A 17866-nucleotide genomic window follows, 5' to 3' on the forward strand; every position below is an offset into this window, starting at 1 on the left:
CGCGACTGTGGCCACCGCCGCGCCACCGCGCCACCGTAGGCGGCGCCACCCGGGCGCGGCGCCGCCGGCCCGCGCGGCGCTCGGCCCCCGGTGGAGCGGGTCAGCGGCGAGAGCCCGGGGGCCGTCCCGGGACGCTCTCGCTCGGCGCCAGCGCACCCGAGACCTGGTGGGGGACGTACGGCGCCTCGAGCGCAGCGATCTCGTCGACCGTGAGCTCGAGGTCGAGCCCGCCGAGAGCACTATCGAGATGGCTGATCTTCGTGGCGCCGATGATCGGGGAGACCACCGGATCCTTCGCGAGCAGCCAGGCCAGTGCCACATGCACGCGCTCGACGCCGCGGTCCTCGGCGATCCGCGCGACGTGCTCGACGATCGCGCGGTCCGTGTCCTCTGTCGAGTCGTACTTCGTCTGCGCGGTGGCGTCGGTGCGGGCGCGTTCGGTGTCCGCGTTCCAGTCGCGGGTGAGGCGCCCGGCGGCGAGCGGGCTGTACGGGGTGGAGGCGACGCCCAGCTCCCGCAGCAGCGGCATCATCTCCCGCTCCTCCTCGCGGTAGAGGAGGTTGTAGTGGTTCTGCATCGAGATGAATTTCGTCCACCCGTTCACCTCGGCCACGTGCTGCGCCTGCAGGAACTGCCAGGAGAACATCGCCGAGGCGCCGATGTAGCGCACCTTCCCGGAGCGCACCACATCGTCCAGGGCGCGCATCGTCTCCTCGATCGGGACCGTGTAGTCCCAGCGGTGGATGATGTAGAGGTCGATGTAGTCGGTGCCGAGCCGCCGCAGGCTGGCCTCGACCTCGGCGAGGATCGCCTTGCGGGAGAGACCGGCGCCGTTGGGCCCGTCGTGCATGCGACCGTGCACCTTGGTGGCCAGCACGATCTCGTCGCGCTTCGCGAAATCCACCAGCGCCTTACCGAGGATCTCCTCGCTGCGGCCGATCGAGTAGACGTTCGCGGTGTCGAAGAAGTTGATGCCGACGTCGAGGGCGTGCCTGATGACGGGGCGGGCCGCATCTTCCTCGAGCACCCACTGGTGGATCCATCTCTCGGGGTCCCCGAAGCCCATCGCGCCCAGACAGAGGCGCGAGACGTCCAGACCGGTGCTGCCGAGCTTCACGTACTCCATGGCGTGCTCCTCCTGCGGTGCGGCCCGGGCACCGAGCGCCCGATGCACCCATCCTCGCACCGAGAAGCGGTCAGCTGCACTTCCGGAAGGTCTTCCCTCCGGGCATGCCGTATCGCTTACCCGTGTACCCGCCGGCGTCGGCGTGCGGGATCTCGGGCCCGTACGGGACGCAGCTCGAGCTCGACGGGGATCCAGATCCGTTCGAGCCGCCCCGGCCCGAGGACTTCCCTTCGGAGGACGAGCCGCCAGAGGACCCAGAGCTGCTGCCGGAACCACCGCCCGAGCTGGACCCTCCGGACGAGGAGCTCTTCGACCCGGAGTTCGAGCTCTTCCCGGCAGGCTGCTGCGCGGTCGTGGAGGCGACGGGCCGCTTCGGCTTCTCCCGCTCCTCGCGCTCCTTGCGCTCCTGTTCCTCCCGTTCCAGACGCTCCTGCTCCTCGCGTTCCAGGCGCTCCTGCTCGAGGCGCTCCTCCTCCTTGCGACGCTCCTCCTCGAGGCGCTCCTGCTCGATCCGCTCCTGCTCCTCGTCGTAGGCGATCTTCAGCTCGTCGAAAGTGGTGTGTGCGGACTCCGCCTGCTCGCGCAGACCGCCTGCGTCCTCACGCAGATCCTGGAGATACGACTCGAGCAGCGGTCCGGCCAACACCGCATTGCCCAGGCCGGGCAGACCGCCGACGTCGAGGCCTGCGATGAAGACATCCAGCTCCTCGAGCACGCTCGTCGCGCCGGCGAGCGCATCGCCCGGGTCGCCCTCCACCGTCGTCGGCACCTGATCCACAGCGGCGCCCTGGGCCTGAAGCTGCGAGGGAAGGGTGCACTCGATCTCCGCCGAGAACAGACCCACCTGACTCTCGCGTGCCTCCAGCGATGCCTTCTCCACCTCGGGCAGGAAGCGATCATTCGGGGCGAAGTAGACCGGCACTCCCAGCCCTGCCGCAGCGATCTCCGCGTTGATCAACGATTCCGATTCATAGACCGTGGCCAGAGTGCGGTCATAGCGGTCCAGGCGCTCCTCGTCGTACTCGAGTTCGATCTCCGTTCCAGCGGGCAGCCGCTCGGTAAGAAACGCTGTCGCCTCGGGCCCGAGGCACTGGACCTCTTCGTCCGGGTGCTTGGTCTCGGGGGTGTCCACGTTGAGCAGCCGAACGGTGGTCTCCTCGCCATCGATGAGCGCCACGAGGGTGTCGCCATCGATCACCCGCACCACCTCACCCCGACGGTCGCCGTCCCCGCCGAACGCAGCGAACGCCGTCGCGCCGACGAGAACGATGCCGATGAGGGCCGCACCCCTGACCGCCCACCAGCGGACACCCCTGACCGGACTCAGCGGCGCACCGCTGTGCATGCCCATGACCACCTGTGACGCTCCTTAGCTCACCTGACAACTCCTCCCGTGAGCATCCCCCAGGTGGCTGACTTTGGGACACGTGCCGGCCGTAAGTACCCGACCTCACACTCGTGACATGGCAAGCTGTCCGCCGCCCCTCCCCACAGGAAGCAGCTCCACGATGCCCACCTCGCACGATCTCGCCATCCCACTTGGTCACGCCCGGATGCTGTTCGCAATGCTCTCGACCCCGAAGCTGCGCCGCGGTCTCGCCCAGCTGCTGGCGGGCGATGGACCTTCGGAGGATCCTGCGGTGCGTGGGCCGCTCTCCCGGCTCGGCTGGCTCGCGAGCGACGGCGAGGCCGATGTGGCGACCCTGCGCGAGATCACCGAGGCGCTCGGCGTGATGCGTTCCGACGAGGCGATCCTCGCGGCAGGCAGGCTGGAGGGGATCCCGGTGAAGACCGAGGAATCACGCGCGGTGAGCAGCCGGATCGCGCAGATCGTGTTCGAGCGCGTCGGGTCGGAGCTCACCCTCACCGAGGGTGAATTGAACGCCGCGATCGCAATGTTCGCCGCGGATGTCGCCCTGGTGCGGCGGGATGCGGTAGATGCGGGAGTGCTGACTCGTTCCGCCGACGGCGCTGCCTACCGTCTCACCGCCGAGTGACCGCTGGTCGTGCCCCGCGGGTCAGTCGCCGAGGTTCTTCTTGACCAGGTGGATCGCACTTCTGATCAGCGGCAGGCCGAAGAGCACGACGACCCACAGCATGCTGATGTTGTAGCCCATGGCCCTCATGGCGATGATCGCGAAAACCGCTACGCCGATGAAGGGGACGAGCATCGCGATCACCCGGCTGATCGTTCCGCGAGTGCCCCGGGTACTCCCTTCGCTCGACGTCCCGGTGAAGCTCGATGTCCAGGGAGAGTTCTGACCGCGGCCTTCCGAGTTCGCAGCATCTCCGGTGGCATCTCCGAAACGAGGCGCCATCGACTCCGCATCCTGCGCGCCGTCTCTTCCATGGGGGTTCGGCTCCGCTGCGGGCCAGGAGTCCCGAGCGCCCCGGGGGTTCTGCGGGACGTCGGAGGAGAAGTCGGAAGAGAAACCTCCGGAGTCTCGCCCTCCGCCCGGTGTTCCACCGCCGCTGCGCTCCCCTCCACCCAGCCAGGACGGGTCCCCACCCGGTCCGTGATCGTCGTTCCCCCATCGATTCGTCATGCGGATACTGTAGGCGCCCGGGCCGCTCCCCGAGCTCGCATCTCGGTGTCCCACTGCGCGCTGCGGGCGTGCGCGATACGGTCGACGGATGCCCCATCTCAGCGATGACCAGGTCCGTGATCTCCTCCCCTCCCCTGCGCGTGCGGTCGAGCTGATGCGCGAGACGCTCCTCGCCCTGGCCGATGGCTCCGCCTCAGTGACTCCGAAGTCCCAGGTGATCCATGAGCAGGGTGGGTTCGCGAACGCGATGCCCGCGGCCTGGCCGGAGCGCGGGCTGCTGGGAATGAAGTGGGTGGTGGTCACGCCCTCGAACCGTGCCCGCGGCAAGGACATGATCGGTGGCCTGATGGTGCTCTCCGGGGCCGACGGCACCACCCGCGCCACGTTGGATGCCGCCGAGCTGACGGCCCTGCGCACCGCCGCGGTCACCGGTGCCTCGCTCGCCCTGGACGGGCGGCCGATCACCTTCGTCGGCACCGGCGTCCAGGCCCGCTCCCATGCCCGGGTCATCGAGGCGCTCGGTCGCGGCCCGCTCACGGTCTGGGGACGTCGCCCGGAGGCCCTCGAGGAGCTCACCGCCTGGTGCGCCCAGCACACCCCGGACCTCGAGCTGCGCACCACCACCGACCGCGCTGCCGCCCTGGACGGGGCGGGCGTCGTGATCAGCGGGCTGCCGATCGGGCTGACGGGCACCGCGCTCGCCCCCGGCGAGGTCGCCCCCGACACCACCCTGCTCCCCGTGGACTACGCCTCGGTGGCGGGCGCGGAGATCTCCCGCACGGGCACCGTGGTCGCGGACGATCCGGCGCAGTTCGAGGCACTGCGCCCGCTCAAGCACGGAGCGGACTACCCGCACGCGACCGGTGCCACCGGCGATCTGCTGCGCAGTGGTCGGCCCGAGGGACTGCTCGTCGTGCAGAACCTGGGCTCGGGCCTCGGCGACGTGGTGCTCGCCGACGTCGTCGCCCAGGCGGCCGGCGCATGAATGCACTGAGCATCCGCCCGCTCACGGAGGAGCTGGTCGAGGCGATGTCCGTAGCGAAGCCGGGCTGGGGTTCCGCCGCTCCGGCCTGGCTGGAGAGCATGCGCGCGGGTCGCAGCACCCTCCTGGTCGCGGTCGACGGCGAGGACCCGGTCGGGGTGGCGCAGCTGGTCCACGACGAGATCCCCGAGGCCTGCAACGTCGGCGTCCTGGAGTCGCACCGCGGCCGGGGCATCGGCGCGGCGCTGATGCGCGAGGCCGAGCAGCTCGCTGAGCCAGCCGGGCGGCTCCGCCTCGGCGTCGGCACGGACAACCCCGACGCCCGCCGGCTCTACGAGCGGCTCGGTTATCGCGGGCTCGGCGAGCTCGTCACCACGACCTACGACTACATGGACGACGAGGGCGTGCGCCGCACCGCCACGGAGACCGACGAATGGATGGAGAAGGACCTGAGCTGACGCGCGCCGCGCCTCCCGCCGCGCGGCGCCATCGCCTCTCCGTCCCGTCACCCCTCCGTCCCGTTGCCCTTCGTCCCGTCGGCCCCTTCCACGCCGTTCGACACGGGCGTACTCTGAAATCCACAGCGTCGAGCGGATCACCCGCTTCCCAGCCGTGCGGTCGGTGCGAGCACCGCCCCGGCCGACCCGTCGGAGCTCCTGCACGGAGCACACGAACGGAGGGACAGACATGTTCATCGACGGCCCCGTCCACCCACCCCTGACCCGCGCGGACGACGACCCCGCGCGCGCACCCGTGAGGTGGGCCGCGATCATCTGCGGGATGTTCTTCCTCGCGATCGGCTTCGCAGGATTCTTCCCCGGCTTGACGTCGAACTACAACAACATCGAGATGGGCTACGGCTCCGAGGCGATGGTGCTGGGCATCTTCCAGGTGTCCGCGCTGCACAACCTCGTCCACCTGCTCTTCGGCGCCGTCACCATCGCGCAGTCGAGATTCTCGTACTCGGCGCGCCGGATCCTGCGCATCGGCGGCGGCCTCGCCGCAGTGCTGTGGCTCTTCGGCCTGCTCGTCGACCCGAACTCGTACTCGAACTTCCTGCCGCTGAACCTCGTCGACACCTGGGCGTACTTCGTCCTGGCGATCGTCATGATCGGGCTCTCGTTCCTCTCCGGCGACGTCACGCCCGCCACAGCGAAGGCCGACCACCGCTCCTGAACGTCGGCCATGGGCCGACGACGCGCGTGCTCCGACGCCCCTACCGCAGCACGGCGCGCGTCGCCGTGGCATCCGCCGTGCTGCCTGGCAGGTGGATGAGCGCCGAGAAATCGGTGGAGGCTCTGCGCACCTCGAAGGTGTCCCGCACGGCCCGTGAGTCAGTGAACAGGGACGTGTCCACCTGCCAGCCGATGAACCGGCGGGGGCCGGGGTGCACGAACTCCTCGCTGGTCACGACGGCTCGGCCGAGCTCGGCGAGCGCGCGGTCGGTGGTGTCCGCGTGGACCGGCGGCAGCGGCACCGCCGCGTAGTCGTCTCTGCCGGTCGAAGGGTCCACAGCCCGGCATTCACCCTCGCCGCACAGCATCCCCACTGGCACGTACCGCTCCCCGAGCGCCTGGTCGATCAGGTGCCCCATCGTCGGTCCGCCCCAGCCCTCGGGGTTCCGGGCGAGGTGCTCGTTGTGCGCCCAGAGCACGGTGATCCCGTGGCGGGGCAGGTTCTCGAGCAGGGTGTCGGCCATGTGGGCCTCGCGGCGGTGCAGCCGGGTGAGGTCCGGCGCGAGCAGGTACGCGTCGGCGTGACGGCGGAGATTCTGCGCGAGCGCCGCCGTCTGCGGATCTCCGTCGGCCTCGAGCGTGCGGCACACCTGCACCAGCGCGCTCACCCCGTCGGCCGTGAGCGCATCGCGAGCAGCGACCGCGCGCAGCGCCGGCGCCTGTGCACCCCTCTCGAGCAGCGCGCGAGCCGTGCGATAGGGCTTGGAGATGTCGACGCCGAGGAACCGGGGCGGCTGCGCTGCGGGGAGGGTCGCGATGATCTGCTGCAGCGTGCGCAGGCCCTCACGGATCGTCGTGGTGTTCCAGAGCGAGCTGCCCAGATCCCAGGCGGCGTCGAGGTCTCCCCCTCCGCGCAGCGCGGCATCGACCTGCAGGCCCACCGTGAAGGACTCCTCGAACGCGAGCATCGCGAGGCTGCCCGACCGGGCCAGCTCGTGGATCACCTCGAACTTCAGGGCGAACGCCTCAGCGGTTCCGTGCGTGGGCTCCCCCAGCCCCAGCACCGCGTCCTCCGCGAGGCCCGAGAGGAGTCTGCTGACGAGGGAGGCGCTCATACGGACAGCTTTCCATCACGTTGGTCACCATCGCGTGCGACCCGCACTCCCCCGCGATATGATGATTTCCTCATGCCACTATCTCAGAGCCAGCGTCCCCTCTACGAGGTCAAGGCCAACCTGTTCAAGGGGCTCTCCCACCCGTTCCGCATCCGCCTGCTCGAGCTGCTCGCCGACGCCGACGAAGTCAGCGTCGCCGCGCTCCAGGCCGAGACCGAGCTCGAGGCCTCCCACCTCTCCCAGCATCTGGCCGTGCTGCGTCGCCACCACCTGGTGACCTCCGAGCGGCGCGCGAGCCACGTCTACTACCGCCTGGCCGATCCGCGCATCCGCGAGCTGCTGGCGGTGGCCCGCGCCCTCCTGCTGAACATGCTCAGCGAGGACCGTGCACGGCTGGATGCCGCCCAGAGCCTGCCCGAGATCAAGGCGGCACAGCGATGACCGCCCCCGCCCTCTCCGCGCGTCTGCGCACGGCATTGGTGCGCTCCCGCGGCCTGTGGCCCGCCCGCGAGGACTACCGCCTGCTGCCGAAGACCTGGCGGAAGGACCTGCTCGCGGGCGTGACCGTCGGCATCGTCGCGCTGCCGCTCGCGCTCGGCTTCGGCGTCAGCTCCGGCCTCACCGCGGAGCAGGGGCTCATCACCGCGATCGTCGCCGGACTGCTCGCCGCCGTGTTCGGCGGCTCGAACGTGCAGGTCTCAGGGCCGACGGGGGCCATGGTGGTGGTCCTGGTCCCGATCGTCGCCAACTACGGCGTGGGCGCGATCGCGGCCGTGACCCTGCTGGCCGGGCTGATCGTCACGGTCACCGGACTGCTGCGCCTGGGGAAGGTCGTCTCGATCATCCCGTGGCCGGTGATCGAGGGGTTCACACTCGGCATCGCCTGCATCATCTTCATGCAGCAGATCCCGCTGATCACCTCCGCGGATCCGGCCGCGCCGGGCGAGCACAGCTCGAACGCCCTGGTCGCCGCCGCGCAGTCCCTCATCGCCGCGGACCCCGCCTACCTGCTGTGGGCACTGGGGGCGGTGGCGATCGTGGCGGCCTGCATGGTGATCGCGCCCCGGATCCATCCCTCGATCCCCGGCTCCCTCATCGGGATCGCCGTCGTCGCACTGCTGGCCGTGCTGATCCCCGGTCCGCTGGCCACGATCGGCGCGATCCCCGCGAGCCTGCCCGCCCCCTCGCTGCCGCGCATCGATCCCGAGCTGCTGGGCGTGCTGCTGCCGGCCGCCGCCACCGTCGCGGCGCTCGCTGCGATCGAGTCGCTGCTCTCCGCGCGGGTGGCCGGCTCCATGGCGGACACCGGCGCCTTCGACCCCGACCGCGAGCTGGTGGGACAGGGGATCGCCTCGATCGGCGCGTCCCTGTTCGGCGGCATGCCCGCGACCGGCGCGATCGCCCGCACCTCGGTGTCGATCCGCGCCGGGGCCCGCACCCGCGCAGCCTCGATCGTGCACGCGCTGGTGCTGCTCGCGGTGGTGTACGTCGCGGCCGGACCGGTGGGGATGATCCCGCTGGCGGCCCTGGCCGGGGTGCTGTTCATGACCGCGATCCGGATGGTGCGCCTGGCCACGGTGCGGGCAATCATGACCTCCACCCGCTCCGATGCCTGGATCTTCGCGATCACCGCATTGATCACCGTGTCCTTCGACCTGATCGTCGCGGTGCTGATCGGCGTGACGCTCGCAGCGGTCGTCGCCCTGCGCGCCGCCTCCCGCTCGACCGGCGTGACGCTCGAACCGATCCGCGCAGAGCAGCCCAGCGAGCTCGACACCTCGATCGTCGCAGTCCGCTTCCAGGGACCGCTGTTCTTCGTCTCTTCCGAGCGGGTCTTCGAGACGGTCATGGGAGTGGGCGAGGTGACCGTGGTGATCCTGCGGCTGGCCCGCCTCGAGCGGGTCGACGCCTCCGGCGCCCAGGTGCTGGCAGAGCTCGTGCGCGGGCTCGAGCGGCGCGGCATCACGGTGCTGATCAAGGGGGTGCAGGACAGCCACAGCTCCCTGTTCCGCCAGGTCGGAGTGCTCGCGGCACTGCGCCACCACAAGCACCTGTTCGTGGACTTCGACAGCGCGCTCGAGCACGCGAGATCGCACGTGGAGCGGGCGCGCGCCGCGCAGCCGCCGTCCGCCGTCGCGGGATCCTGAGGCGGCAACCTCTCAGGCGACGCGCACCAGCTCCCGGCGGAGCCGGCTCAGCTCATCCCGGGTGCTCCACCCGCTGAACAGACCGGCTCCCGGCTCGAGCTCGCGCCCCTCGGCGAGGGTGCCGACCCGCACGGGCTCGTAGCCGATCAGATGCAGCAACCGGCCCACGGCATCGGCGGCTCGCTGATCGTCGGCCGCCACGGCGATCGCCCGCCGCTGTGGATCGCCGTCCTCGCGGCCGTGGTCCTCGACGTCGTGATAGCCGATGTGGTTCAGGGTCTTCACCACGTGCGCCGCGGGCAGGCGGGCCGCGAGCAGCTCGCTCGTGGACAGCAGTCCGTCGAGGTCGCCGAGCTCGGCGCGGGCGGCCGCGACCGCGGCGGCGTCCGCCTCGCCCCAGGGATTGGTCGCGTCGATCACCACGACGTCCTGGAATGCGGCGGGCTCGAGGGCGAGGGCGACATGCAGAGGCACCGTGATCGCGACGACGTCGCAGCTCAACGCGAGGACGTCGGGGCCGACGTGCCTCGCACCGGGCAGCCTCGCGGCGAGCGCGGCAGCCGGGGAGCGCCCGGCCACGGTGACCTCGACACCGCGGCGCAGGGCGGCGCGGGTGAGCGCGCAGCCGATCTTGCCCGGGCCCAGCACCCCCAGGCGCGGAATGCGCGCCGTGCGCGGGACGGTCGCCCCGGCGGACTCCACCGCCGGCTCCACCGCCAACTCGACGGCCGGCTCCACGGGCGACTCGAGGGGCGACTCGATGGAGAGGGTCGCCGTGCTCGGCCGCGCCGTCTCGCCGTGGCGCAGCGCGCCGTGACGCAGCGCGGCATCCAGCAGATCGCGGGCGAGGGCATCGTTGCGACGGTGGCAGGGGGCGTTGGTGCGAGGGCGGGCGAACGCGCCGACGGGCAGCTCGGAGGTCCAGGGGCCGACGGCCCACAGCCGAGGCTGCGCCTGGCCGTCCGGTCCGATCACCCGGTGGTGGGAATCGACCTCGAGCGTGCCGGGTGAGGCGGCGGACTCCTTGCCCACCGCCGTCCCACCGCCGGTCACGAGGTCCCGCAGCAGCGGATTCGTGGACTCGGCCAGGGACGGCTCGGGCAGGAAGGCGTCGACCAGGGCGTCGGTCGTGACGCGCACGCCCGCCCCGCCGCGCGCAGTGAACAGGCCGGAGGCCTCGTCGGCGCTGACCCTCACCTGCGGTCCCAGGAAGTGGACCACCCCGGCACGCTCGAGCGCGAGCAGCTGGTGCAGGCGGTGCGGCGGGGGCCCGGAGTCGACGAAGCTGAACAGTGAGTGCCACCAGCGCGGGTAGCCGCCGGCCTCGCCGCCGCGGAGCCGTGCGGCGGGCAGCTGATCCACGAGCACGCCGTGCAGGCGCAGCAGCAGCTGGAACAGAGCCCGGGCGGAGCTGACGTCCCCGTGGGTGCGGGAGCGGAGGTCGTGCTCGATGTGACGCACCACGGCGTCGCGGGTGACCCGCGGATGGGCATCGCCCTCCAGCCAGGACAGTGGACGGTCCAGCCAGTCGAGGGGCTCCTCACCAGGGGCTGCGAGGGGCGAGGCCGGCACCCAGCGGTGGATCTCTGCGGCGATCAGCGGCACCACGTCGGCGCGGAAGTCGAGGAGGCCGTCGGCGTCCTCCCGCTCGCGCAGCGCCTCGGGGGTGACATGCACGAGGTCGCCGAGCCCAGCGGGCTCGCCCTCGTCGCGGACCTTCGAGTGGTAGGGCACCCCACGGCGCGATCCCACCCAGAGCCGGGGCTCCCGGCCCGAGGGGACATAGTTCAGGCGCCCGTGCTCTCCCGGTCGCGGATCCGGCGTGAACACTCCCCCGCGCCCCTCGGTGAGCAGCGCCATCAGGTCGATGAAGGCCAGGCCCATGCCACGCACGATCACGTCATGCCCGGGGGCGAGGAGGTCCAGCTGCGCGTCGGAGGCCTGGGACGGCGCGAGATAGGTGCCGCCGTGGCGGCGGGCGAAGGAGGACAGCTGGTGCCGGACGGCCGACGGGCGCGCATCGGTATGTCCCGCGGCCAGGAGCAGCAGGTCCGCGCGCAGCGGGTCACGGTCCTCGAGCTCGACCACCCAGCCCGCTCCGTCGACCGCGGCGGTGGGGCGCACCACCGTGGGACGGACCGCGGGAGGGCGCACCGCGGTCGCCGTGGTGCGGTGCACGGTGACCGTGACCGCCTGCGGCAGTCGTGTGAGGACCTGTCCGAAGAACCATTCGAGGTAGAGCGCCTGCACACGCCGGCTCGGGAAGTCCGCGGCCTGCAGCGCCTCGATCTCGGCGAGGCGCTCGGTGCCGGCGGTGGGTGCCTCGATGGTGCCGCGACGGATCCCCTCGGCCCACTCCGCGAGCGAGGGGCCTGCCTGGACGGGGCCGGCGCAGTCGACCGTGTCATCGGGATAGATCGAGACGTCCGCCGCGCGCGAGTTCATCAGCAGCAGCGGGCTCTCCGTGGCCCGCCAGATGCGTCCGGCTCCGGGCATGTGCGGATCCACGATGTCGACCTGCAGCGGGGCGTGCGCGAGGGTCTCGCACAGCGCGGCATTCGCGCCGAGCCGCTCGAGCACGCCGATCGCTCGCGGTCCGCCGCCGATGATCGCCAGGCGCGTGCTCGCTGCCCTGATCGAGGAGTTCATCCGTCGGGATCCCTTCTGAGGTGCTTCTGTGTCATACCGTGACGATCCATAGCCGCCGCCTTGCATGTTCATTAGATTGGCTTATACCGTCGGGTCCTGCAAGCCCGGACCACGCTCCGGTTCACGTTCCGTCACGGAAGGCACCTCATGACCTCGTCCGTCGTCTCCCCTGAGACCGCACGCCGCACGCCCCCGGCCACCCACGCCGCCGGGCATGCCCCGGCGAGGGGACCGCACGAGATGTCGTGCCCGAACGGCCAAGCACCGCCCGAAGACCTCTCCCACCTGCGGGTCGTCCCAGCCCGGCATCCTGGCCGCGTGGTGCTCGCGGTGGTCGTCGGCCTGGTCGTCGCCGCCGTGCTGTACTCCTTCGTCACCAACCCGAGGTGGGAGTGGGGCGTGGTCGCCCAGTGGTTCTTCGCGGAGTCGATCATCCGCGGACTGCTCGAGACGCTGAAGCTGACCGTGCTCGCCGGCGCCCTGGGCTTCAGCCTGGGACTCCTGCTCGCCCTGATGCGCCTGTCCCCGTCGGCCCTGATCTCGGGTGTGAGCTGGACGTTCTCCTGGGTCTTCCGCTCCACCCCGCTGCTGGTGCAGCTGCTGCTCTGGTACAACCTCGGCTACCTGTACGAGCAGGTGCGGCTCGGGATCCCGTTCACCGATGCGACCTTCTTCGAAGCACGCACCAGCGACCTGATGACGCCGATGCTCGCCGCGGTGCTGGGCCTGGGCCTGCACCAGGCGGCCTACTCCGCAGAGCTGATCCGCGGCGGCATCCTCTCGGTGGACCAGGGCCAGCTGGAGGCGGCGAGCGCGCTCGGCATCCCCGCCCGAGACCGTTCGCTGCGGATCGTGCTGCCGCAGGCGATGCGCGCGATCCTGCCGCCCGCCTTCAACGAGATCATCGGCCTGGTCAAGGGCACCTCGATCGTCTACGTGCTCGCCCATGCGGAGCTGTTCTTCACCATCCAGCTGATCTACGGCCGCACCCAGCAGGTACTGCCGATGCTGCTGGTCGCGACAGTCTGGTACGTGGTGATCACCTCGGCGCTGTCCGTCGGCCAGTACTACATCGAGCGCCACTACTCCAAGGGGGCGGTGCGCACCCTGCCACCCACCCCGCTGCAGTCGCTGCGCGCCCGCCTGGCCCGCTTCCGCCCCACCCCGACGGGAGCCCCCGCATGAACCTGCTGACCCGACTCCCCCGCCGCCGCAGGCCCGGCCCCGCCCCGGCGCTGAGCAGCGCGCCGCGCAGCGCGCCGATCTCGGTCGATTCCGAGCCCGGATCCGCCGATATCGGCTCAGAACCGTCCGATCTGGCCGATCTCGATCTCGCCGATCTCGACCGTCGGGCCGTCGACGCGGCGGACACCGCCGCACCCGGCCACCGGCGCGGCGGACTGGTCGAGATCCGCGGCGTGCACAAGTCCTTCGGGGACCTCGAGGTGCTGCGCGGCATCGACCTGCGGATCGAACCCGGCTCCGTCACCGTGATCCTGGGCCCCTCCGGCTCCGGGAAGTCCACCCTGCTGCGCACCATCAACCACCTCGAGCCCGTCACCGAGGGCCTGGTCAGCGTGGACGGGGAGGTCATCGGCCACCGTCGCGAGGGGAACCGGCTGCATGAGCTGCACGAACGGGAGGTGCTGCGCCAGCGCACCGCGATCGGCATGGTGTTCCAGAGCTTCAACCTCTTCGCCCACATGACGGCGCTCGCGAACGTCGCCGAGGCGCCCCGGCGCGCTCTCGGGGTGCCCCGGCGCGAGGCCGAGGCGCGCGCCCGGGAACTGCTCGCCCTGGTGGGGCTCTCCGACAAGGAGCGTGTCTACCCCCGTCAGCTCTCCGGCGGGCAGCAGCAGCGGGTTGCGATCGCCCGGGCCCTCGCTCTGCGGCCGAAGGTGCTGCTGTTCGACGAGCCCACCAGCGCACTGGACCCCGAGCTGGTCGAGGAGGTGCTGGCGGTGATCCGGTCACTGGCGCGTGCTGGCACCACGCTGGTGATCGTCACCCACGAGATCTCCTTCGCCCGCGACGTCGCCGACACCGTGGTCTTCATGGACCACGGCCGGATCGTCGAACAGGGACCACCCGCGGAGGTCCTCGACCACCCACGCCACGAACGCACCCGTTCGTTCCTGCAGCGGGTGCGCACCGGCGAGGGCGTCCCCGTCGCCGCAGCTGCCCTGCCTGACCTTCCTGACCTGCCCCACCATCATCCCGAGGACCACTCATGACCCATCGCTCCCAGCCCCACCGCACCCCGTCCCGCTCCACGCTGCCTCCCCGCACCCCGTCCCGCCCCACGCTGTCACGCCGCACCCTGGCAGCGTCTGGCCTGCTGCTGCCCGCCGCCCTGCTCGCGGCCTGCTCCGATCCCGCTCCTGCCGCCATCGCTGGCAACGACTCAGGCTCCGGCTCTGCGGCGTCCGACGGCGGCGGGGCGAACGCGGGAGGCATCGACACCTCCGGCACCCAGGAGCTGATCCGCGCCACGGCTGATGAAGAGATCGCCGCCCTGCTGCCACCTGAGGTCGCCGAATCCGGCGTGCTGCGGGTGGGCATCAATGGCACCAGCGCCGCACCGCTGTCCTTCCTCGCCGATGACAACCAGACCTACATCGGCTCCGAGATCGACATCGCCCGCATCGTCGCGGACAAGCTCGGCCTCGAGTTCGAGCTGAAGCTGACCACCTGGGAGAACTGGCCCCTCAAGCTCGAGGCCGGAGAGTTCGACGTGGTCCACGCCAACATCGGCGTCAACGCTGAACGGCTGCAGAAGTTCGACTTCGCCTCCTACCGCGCGGCCTACATGTCGTTCCTGGTCAAGAAGGGCGCGGACTTCTGGCTCGAGGACGCCGACTCCCTCAGCGGACGCATCATCGCCGTCGGCAACGCCACCAACCAAGAGCGGATCCTCACCGACTGGAACGCCGAGCTGGAGTCGGCGGGCAAGGAGCCCGCGGAGCTGAAGAACTACTCCACCGACGCCGACACCCTGCTCGCCCTCGGCTCCGGACGCGTCGACGGCTACATCTCCCCCTTCGCCTCGCTGAGCTTCATCGCGGCACGTCGTGATGACTTCGAGCTGCAGGGGCGGATCAATGCCGGTTGGCCCGACGAGACCCTGGTCGCCGGAACCTTCGCCGGCGGCAGCGGTCTCGCCGCCCCGTACGCGGCGGCGCTCAACGCCCTGATCGCCGACGGCACCTACGGCAAGGTCCTCGAGCGCTGGCAGCTGAGCGAAGAAGCGCTGACCGAATCCCGCGCCCACACGAAGGAGAACCCGTGAGCACCACCACCCATGAGCTGCCCGGGCACCCCGCCGCAGCCTCCGACCGGGCACTGCCCGTGCTCGCCGTCGACCTCGTCACCGATCCCGCCCTGCTGGGCGGCCTCGCGGACCTGGCCCGCGGCCTCGAGAACTCCGGCATCGGTGCCCTGACCCTCAGCGACGGCGGCCTGCACCCGATCCATGTCGCCTCCCATCTCGCGCCGCTGACGGAGCACATCGGCCTGCTGCCACGCACCGACGCGGTCTACGTCGAGCCGTTCCACCTGGCCACCCAGCTGATGAGCCTCGATCACCTCAGCCACGGCCGGGCCGGCTGGCTGCTGAGCGCCGAGACCGACCCGGGGGTGGCCGCGACCGTCGGCCGCGCCGTGCTCGACCTCGACGCCACCGCCCGCGAGGCGGCCGACGTGCTCGAGGCCGCGCGGCGCATCTGGGACTCCTGGGCACCGGACGCGGTGGTGCGCGACGTCGAGCGCGGGCTGTACGTGGACGCCTCGCGCCTGCAGTACGCCGACGTCGAGGCCGAGACGTTCTCGGTGCGCGGCCCGGCGATCACCCCGCGCTCCCCGCAGGGGCTGCTCCCGGTGCTGGTCGCCGATGCGGATCGCGCCGCCGCCGGCGAGCGCGTGACGGCTGAGCTGGCCGACGGGCGGGTGCTGGACCTGGACGTCTCCGGCGGTGCGCTCTCTGGCGCCGTGAGCACTCTGATCCGGGAGGACACCACGCGCACCTCCGACGCCGCCTCGGTGCGGCTGGTGCGCCTGGTGGGCCTGGACCTCGCGGCCGATCCCCTGGGCACGGTCGCCGAGCTCGCCACCGCCCTGCGCGCCGAGGGCCTGATCGCCCCGGGCCCCTCCTCCGGGCAGGACCTGCGCACGCAGCTCGGGCTCGAGCCTGCACCGTTCCGTCCCGATCCCGCACGGCGCGGCGACCGCGCCCGCCTGTCCCGCGAGGAGTCCGCATGACCACCGCCCCGTCCCTTACGCCGACTGAGGCTCCGCTCTCTTCGGAGGCCGCCGCGCTCGCCACCGGCCCGGCCGAGCACCCGCTGCACCCCGACCACACCCCCACCGGGCAGCTCGCCTTCGGCGCGTTCTTCCAGGGAGTGAACTCCTCGACGATCTGGCGCCTGCCCTCCAGCGGCGATCAGGTGGCATGGGAGTCCTTCGAGGCGCTGGTGCGCACCGCGGAGCGTGGGAAGTTCGCGGCCTTCTTCCTCGGCGAGGGCCTGCGGCTGCGAGAGCACCGCGGGGTCCCCTTCGAGCTCGACGTCGCCGGACGCCCCGACGCGCAGACCCTGCTCGCAGCCCTCGCCGCGGTCACGGAGAGGATCGGGCTGGTCGCCACCCAGAACACCACCTACAACGATCCGGTGGATCTGGCCCGACGCCTGCAGACCCTCGATCTGCTCTCCGGCGGCCGGGCGGGCTGGAACATCGTCACCACGGACAACGCCTGGACCGGGGAGAACTTCCGCCGCGGCGGCTACCTCGCTCACGCGGACAGATACGTCCATGCCGAGGCGTTCGTGCAGATCGCCGAGCAGTACTGGCGCGGCGAGCAGATCACGCACGACGGCCCCCACTACTCGGTACGCGCTCAGGGCGAGCTGCCCCGCTCCCCGCAGGGCCAGCCGGTGCTGTTCCAAGCCGGGGCCTCCCCCACCGGGCAGGACTTCGCCGCCCGCACGGCGGACGTCATCTTCTCCCCGCACGGCTCCCTCGAGGCGGCGGTCGAATTCCGCCGCAGCATCGTCGAGCGCACCGTCGCCGCCGGCAGGGACGCGGGCTCGGTGAAGATCCTCCCAGGGGCGGAAGTGGTGCTCGCCCCCACCGAGGCCGAGGCCGAGGCGAAGATCCGCTGGGTGCGCGACCTGCAGATCGGCCCCGAGCAGGCCATCGCCCTGCTCGAGCAGTACTGGGGCCGGGACCTCTCCGCCTTCGATCCCGACGGGCCGCTCCCGGACGTGCCGCCGGAGGTGGTCGAGTCCGGGGTGACCCGCGGGGCCGGCTTCCAGTTCGCCAAGGCCGAGGAACTCACCCGCGCCTGGCGCGAGGAGGCCGCGGAGAAGGGCCAGTCCATCCTCGAGTTCGCCCGCACCAAGGCCGGCGCCCGGCGCGGCACCTTCAGCGGCAGCTACGACGCGGTCGCCGATCGGCTGGTGGAGTTCGGACGCCTGGGGGCGATCGACGGCCTGAACATCACCCCGTGGCTGATCCCCTCCGGGCTCGACGACATCGTGGACCACCTGATCCCTCGCCTCCAGGAGCGCGGGGTCTATCCGGCCGACTACGCGGGGGCCACGCTGCGCGAGAACCTGGGGCTGCCGCCAGTGTGAGGGGCTAGGTGGGCGGGGCTGTGCGGATGGGGCTGTGTGGATGGGGCTGTACGGATGAGGCCCCGTGGATGAGGCCAGGTGGATGGGCCCTGCGCATCGAGTCGTGAGTTCTGTACCGAAAGGCTGCGTTAGAGGCACAGAAGTTACGACTCGATGCCCCGGCGGCCCCTACCCTCACCGTCCAACTTCCCCGGCCACGCCAGCGCATAGTGCCTCGCAACAAACCGATCACGAATTATTTCGACGCCAGATTTTCCTCTGGTCGGGCACCGAATGTCGGTTCTGCGCGAGACACTCATGAGGATGTGGCAGCACGAAGCCGCCCCCTAGCCCCCGGAGCACCGAATGACGAATGAGATCGAAGTGATCAGCGACGGCGATGGACTCGCCGTGCTCGGTGCTCCCGGGGACGTCGACGCCTTCTTGACGTCATTCGGTTTCGAGTCCCGCGAGCTCGAGCTCCACCGGCTCGGCCCGTCGTATAAAACCTCTGCAG

16 protein-coding genes are annotated in these 17866 nt (G+C 71.2%); 11 read left to right on the forward strand and 5 right to left on the reverse strand.

Annotated elements, in window-relative coordinates; all coding sequences use genetic code 11:
* Positions 1-100: 100 nt before the first annotated feature.
* Positions 101-1126 carry an aldo/keto reductase gene (locus ACT3T9_RS08325; protein ID WP_444606293.1) on the reverse strand — a complete coding sequence of 342 codons (1026 nt, stop codon included), beginning with the start codon at positions 1124-1126 and terminating at the stop codon, positions 101-103.
* Between the two features lie 70 nt (positions 1127-1196).
* A complete protein-coding gene (locus tag ACT3T9_RS08330; protein ID WP_444606294.1) occupies positions 1197-2477 on the reverse strand; it encodes a thermonuclease family protein in 1281 nt (426 codons plus the stop codon).
* A gap of 157 nt (positions 2478-2634) precedes the next feature.
* Between ACT3T9_RS08330 and ACT3T9_RS08335 the strand changes: the two genes are divergently transcribed.
* Positions 2635-3123 (forward strand): DUF2087 domain-containing protein, encoded by a 489-nt coding sequence (locus ACT3T9_RS08335; RefSeq protein ID WP_444606295.1) that lies wholly within the window; start codon positions 2635-2637, stop codon positions 3121-3123.
* A gap of 21 nt (positions 3124-3144) precedes the next feature.
* Here the strand turns inward: ACT3T9_RS08335 and ACT3T9_RS08340 are convergent, their stop codons facing one another.
* The gene (locus ACT3T9_RS08340; protein ID WP_444606296.1) at positions 3145-3306 is read right to left on the reverse strand and encodes a hypothetical protein; all 162 of its coding nucleotides are present in this window, start codon (positions 3304-3306) and stop codon (positions 3145-3147) included.
* A gap of 454 nt (positions 3307-3760) precedes the next feature.
* Between ACT3T9_RS08340 and ACT3T9_RS08345 the strand changes: the two genes are divergently transcribed.
* The 3 genes from ACT3T9_RS08345 (at position 3761) to ACT3T9_RS08355 (ending at position 5830) form a co-directional block, all read left to right on the forward strand.
* Complete coding sequence (locus ACT3T9_RS08345) at positions 3761-4657, forward strand: ornithine cyclodeaminase (protein ID WP_441444858.1); 897 nt, start codon at positions 3761-3763, stop codon at positions 4655-4657.
* Positions 4654-5112 carry a GNAT family N-acetyltransferase gene (locus ACT3T9_RS08350; RefSeq protein ID WP_441444859.1) on the forward strand — a complete coding sequence of 153 codons (459 nt, stop codon included), beginning with the start codon at positions 4654-4656 and terminating at the stop codon, positions 5110-5112. The genes ACT3T9_RS08345 and ACT3T9_RS08350 overlap by 4 nt, the downstream gene beginning before the upstream one ends.
* A gap of 229 nt (positions 5113-5341) precedes the next feature.
* Entirely contained in the window at positions 5342-5830 is a 489-nt protein-coding gene (locus ACT3T9_RS08355; RefSeq protein ID WP_444606297.1) for a DUF4383 domain-containing protein, read from the forward strand.
* A gap of 40 nt (positions 5831-5870) precedes the next feature.
* Here ACT3T9_RS08355 and ACT3T9_RS08360 read toward each other — a convergent pair whose 3' ends face one another.
* A complete protein-coding gene (locus tag ACT3T9_RS08360) occupies positions 5871-6944 on the reverse strand; it encodes an erythromycin esterase family protein (RefSeq protein ID WP_444606298.1) in 1074 nt (357 codons plus the stop codon).
* A gap of 72 nt (positions 6945-7016) precedes the next feature.
* Here ACT3T9_RS08360 and ACT3T9_RS08365 point away from each other — a divergent pair, with 72 nt between their 5' ends.
* Both ACT3T9_RS08365 and ACT3T9_RS08370 read left to right on the forward strand, forming a co-directional pair.
* Positions 7017-7385, forward strand: a complete 369-nt coding sequence (locus tag ACT3T9_RS08365; RefSeq protein WP_441444863.1) for an ArsR/SmtB family transcription factor — start codon at positions 7017-7019, stop codon at positions 7383-7385.
* Complete coding sequence (locus ACT3T9_RS08370) at positions 7382-9091, forward strand: SulP family inorganic anion transporter (RefSeq protein ID WP_441444864.1); 1710 nt, start codon at positions 7382-7384, stop codon at positions 9089-9091. Before ACT3T9_RS08365 ends, ACT3T9_RS08370 begins: the two co-directional genes overlap by 4 nt.
* Before the next feature lie 12 nt (positions 9092-9103).
* Here ACT3T9_RS08370 and ACT3T9_RS08375 read toward each other — a convergent pair whose 3' ends face one another.
* The gene (locus ACT3T9_RS08375) at positions 9104-11740 is read right to left on the reverse strand and encodes an FAD/NAD(P)-binding protein (RefSeq protein ID WP_444606299.1); all 2637 of its coding nucleotides are present in this window, start codon (positions 11738-11740) and stop codon (positions 9104-9106) included.
* A 147-nt stretch (positions 11741-11887) separates the two neighbouring features.
* On the opposite strand from ACT3T9_RS08375, the gene ACT3T9_RS08380 reads away from it, so the two are divergent.
* From ACT3T9_RS08380 to ACT3T9_RS08400, 5 genes are read left to right on the forward strand one after another with little or no spacing between them, the layout of a single operon-like run.
* Positions 11888-12925, forward strand: a complete 1038-nt coding sequence (locus tag ACT3T9_RS08380; RefSeq protein WP_442332130.1) for an amino acid ABC transporter permease — start codon at positions 11888-11890, stop codon at positions 12923-12925.
* A complete protein-coding gene (locus ACT3T9_RS08385; protein ID WP_442332129.1) occupies positions 12922-13974 on the forward strand; it encodes an amino acid ABC transporter ATP-binding protein in 1053 nt (350 codons plus the stop codon). The genes ACT3T9_RS08380 and ACT3T9_RS08385 overlap by 4 nt, the downstream gene beginning before the upstream one ends.
* Complete coding sequence (locus ACT3T9_RS08390; RefSeq protein ID WP_441444868.1) at positions 13971-15029, forward strand: transporter substrate-binding domain-containing protein; 1059 nt, start codon at positions 13971-13973, stop codon at positions 15027-15029. Before ACT3T9_RS08385 ends, ACT3T9_RS08390 begins: the two co-directional genes overlap by 4 nt.
* On the forward strand, positions 15026-15997 hold the full coding sequence (locus ACT3T9_RS08395) for an LLM class flavin-dependent oxidoreductase (RefSeq protein WP_441444869.1): 972 nt from the start codon (positions 15026-15028) through the stop codon (positions 15995-15997). The genes ACT3T9_RS08390 and ACT3T9_RS08395 overlap by 4 nt, the downstream gene beginning before the upstream one ends.
* Positions 15994-17370, forward strand: coding sequence for an LLM class flavin-dependent oxidoreductase (locus tag ACT3T9_RS08400; RefSeq protein WP_444606300.1), 1377 nt, complete (start codon positions 15994-15996; stop codon positions 17368-17370). The genes ACT3T9_RS08395 and ACT3T9_RS08400 overlap by 4 nt, the downstream gene beginning before the upstream one ends.
* Positions 17371-17866: the final 496 nt, after the last annotated feature.

The sequence above is a fragment of the Brachybacterium sp. AOP29-B2-41 genome, from assembly GCF_052378395.1.
Taxonomy (GTDB): Bacteria; Actinomycetota; Actinomycetes; order Actinomycetales; family Dermabacteraceae; genus Brachybacterium.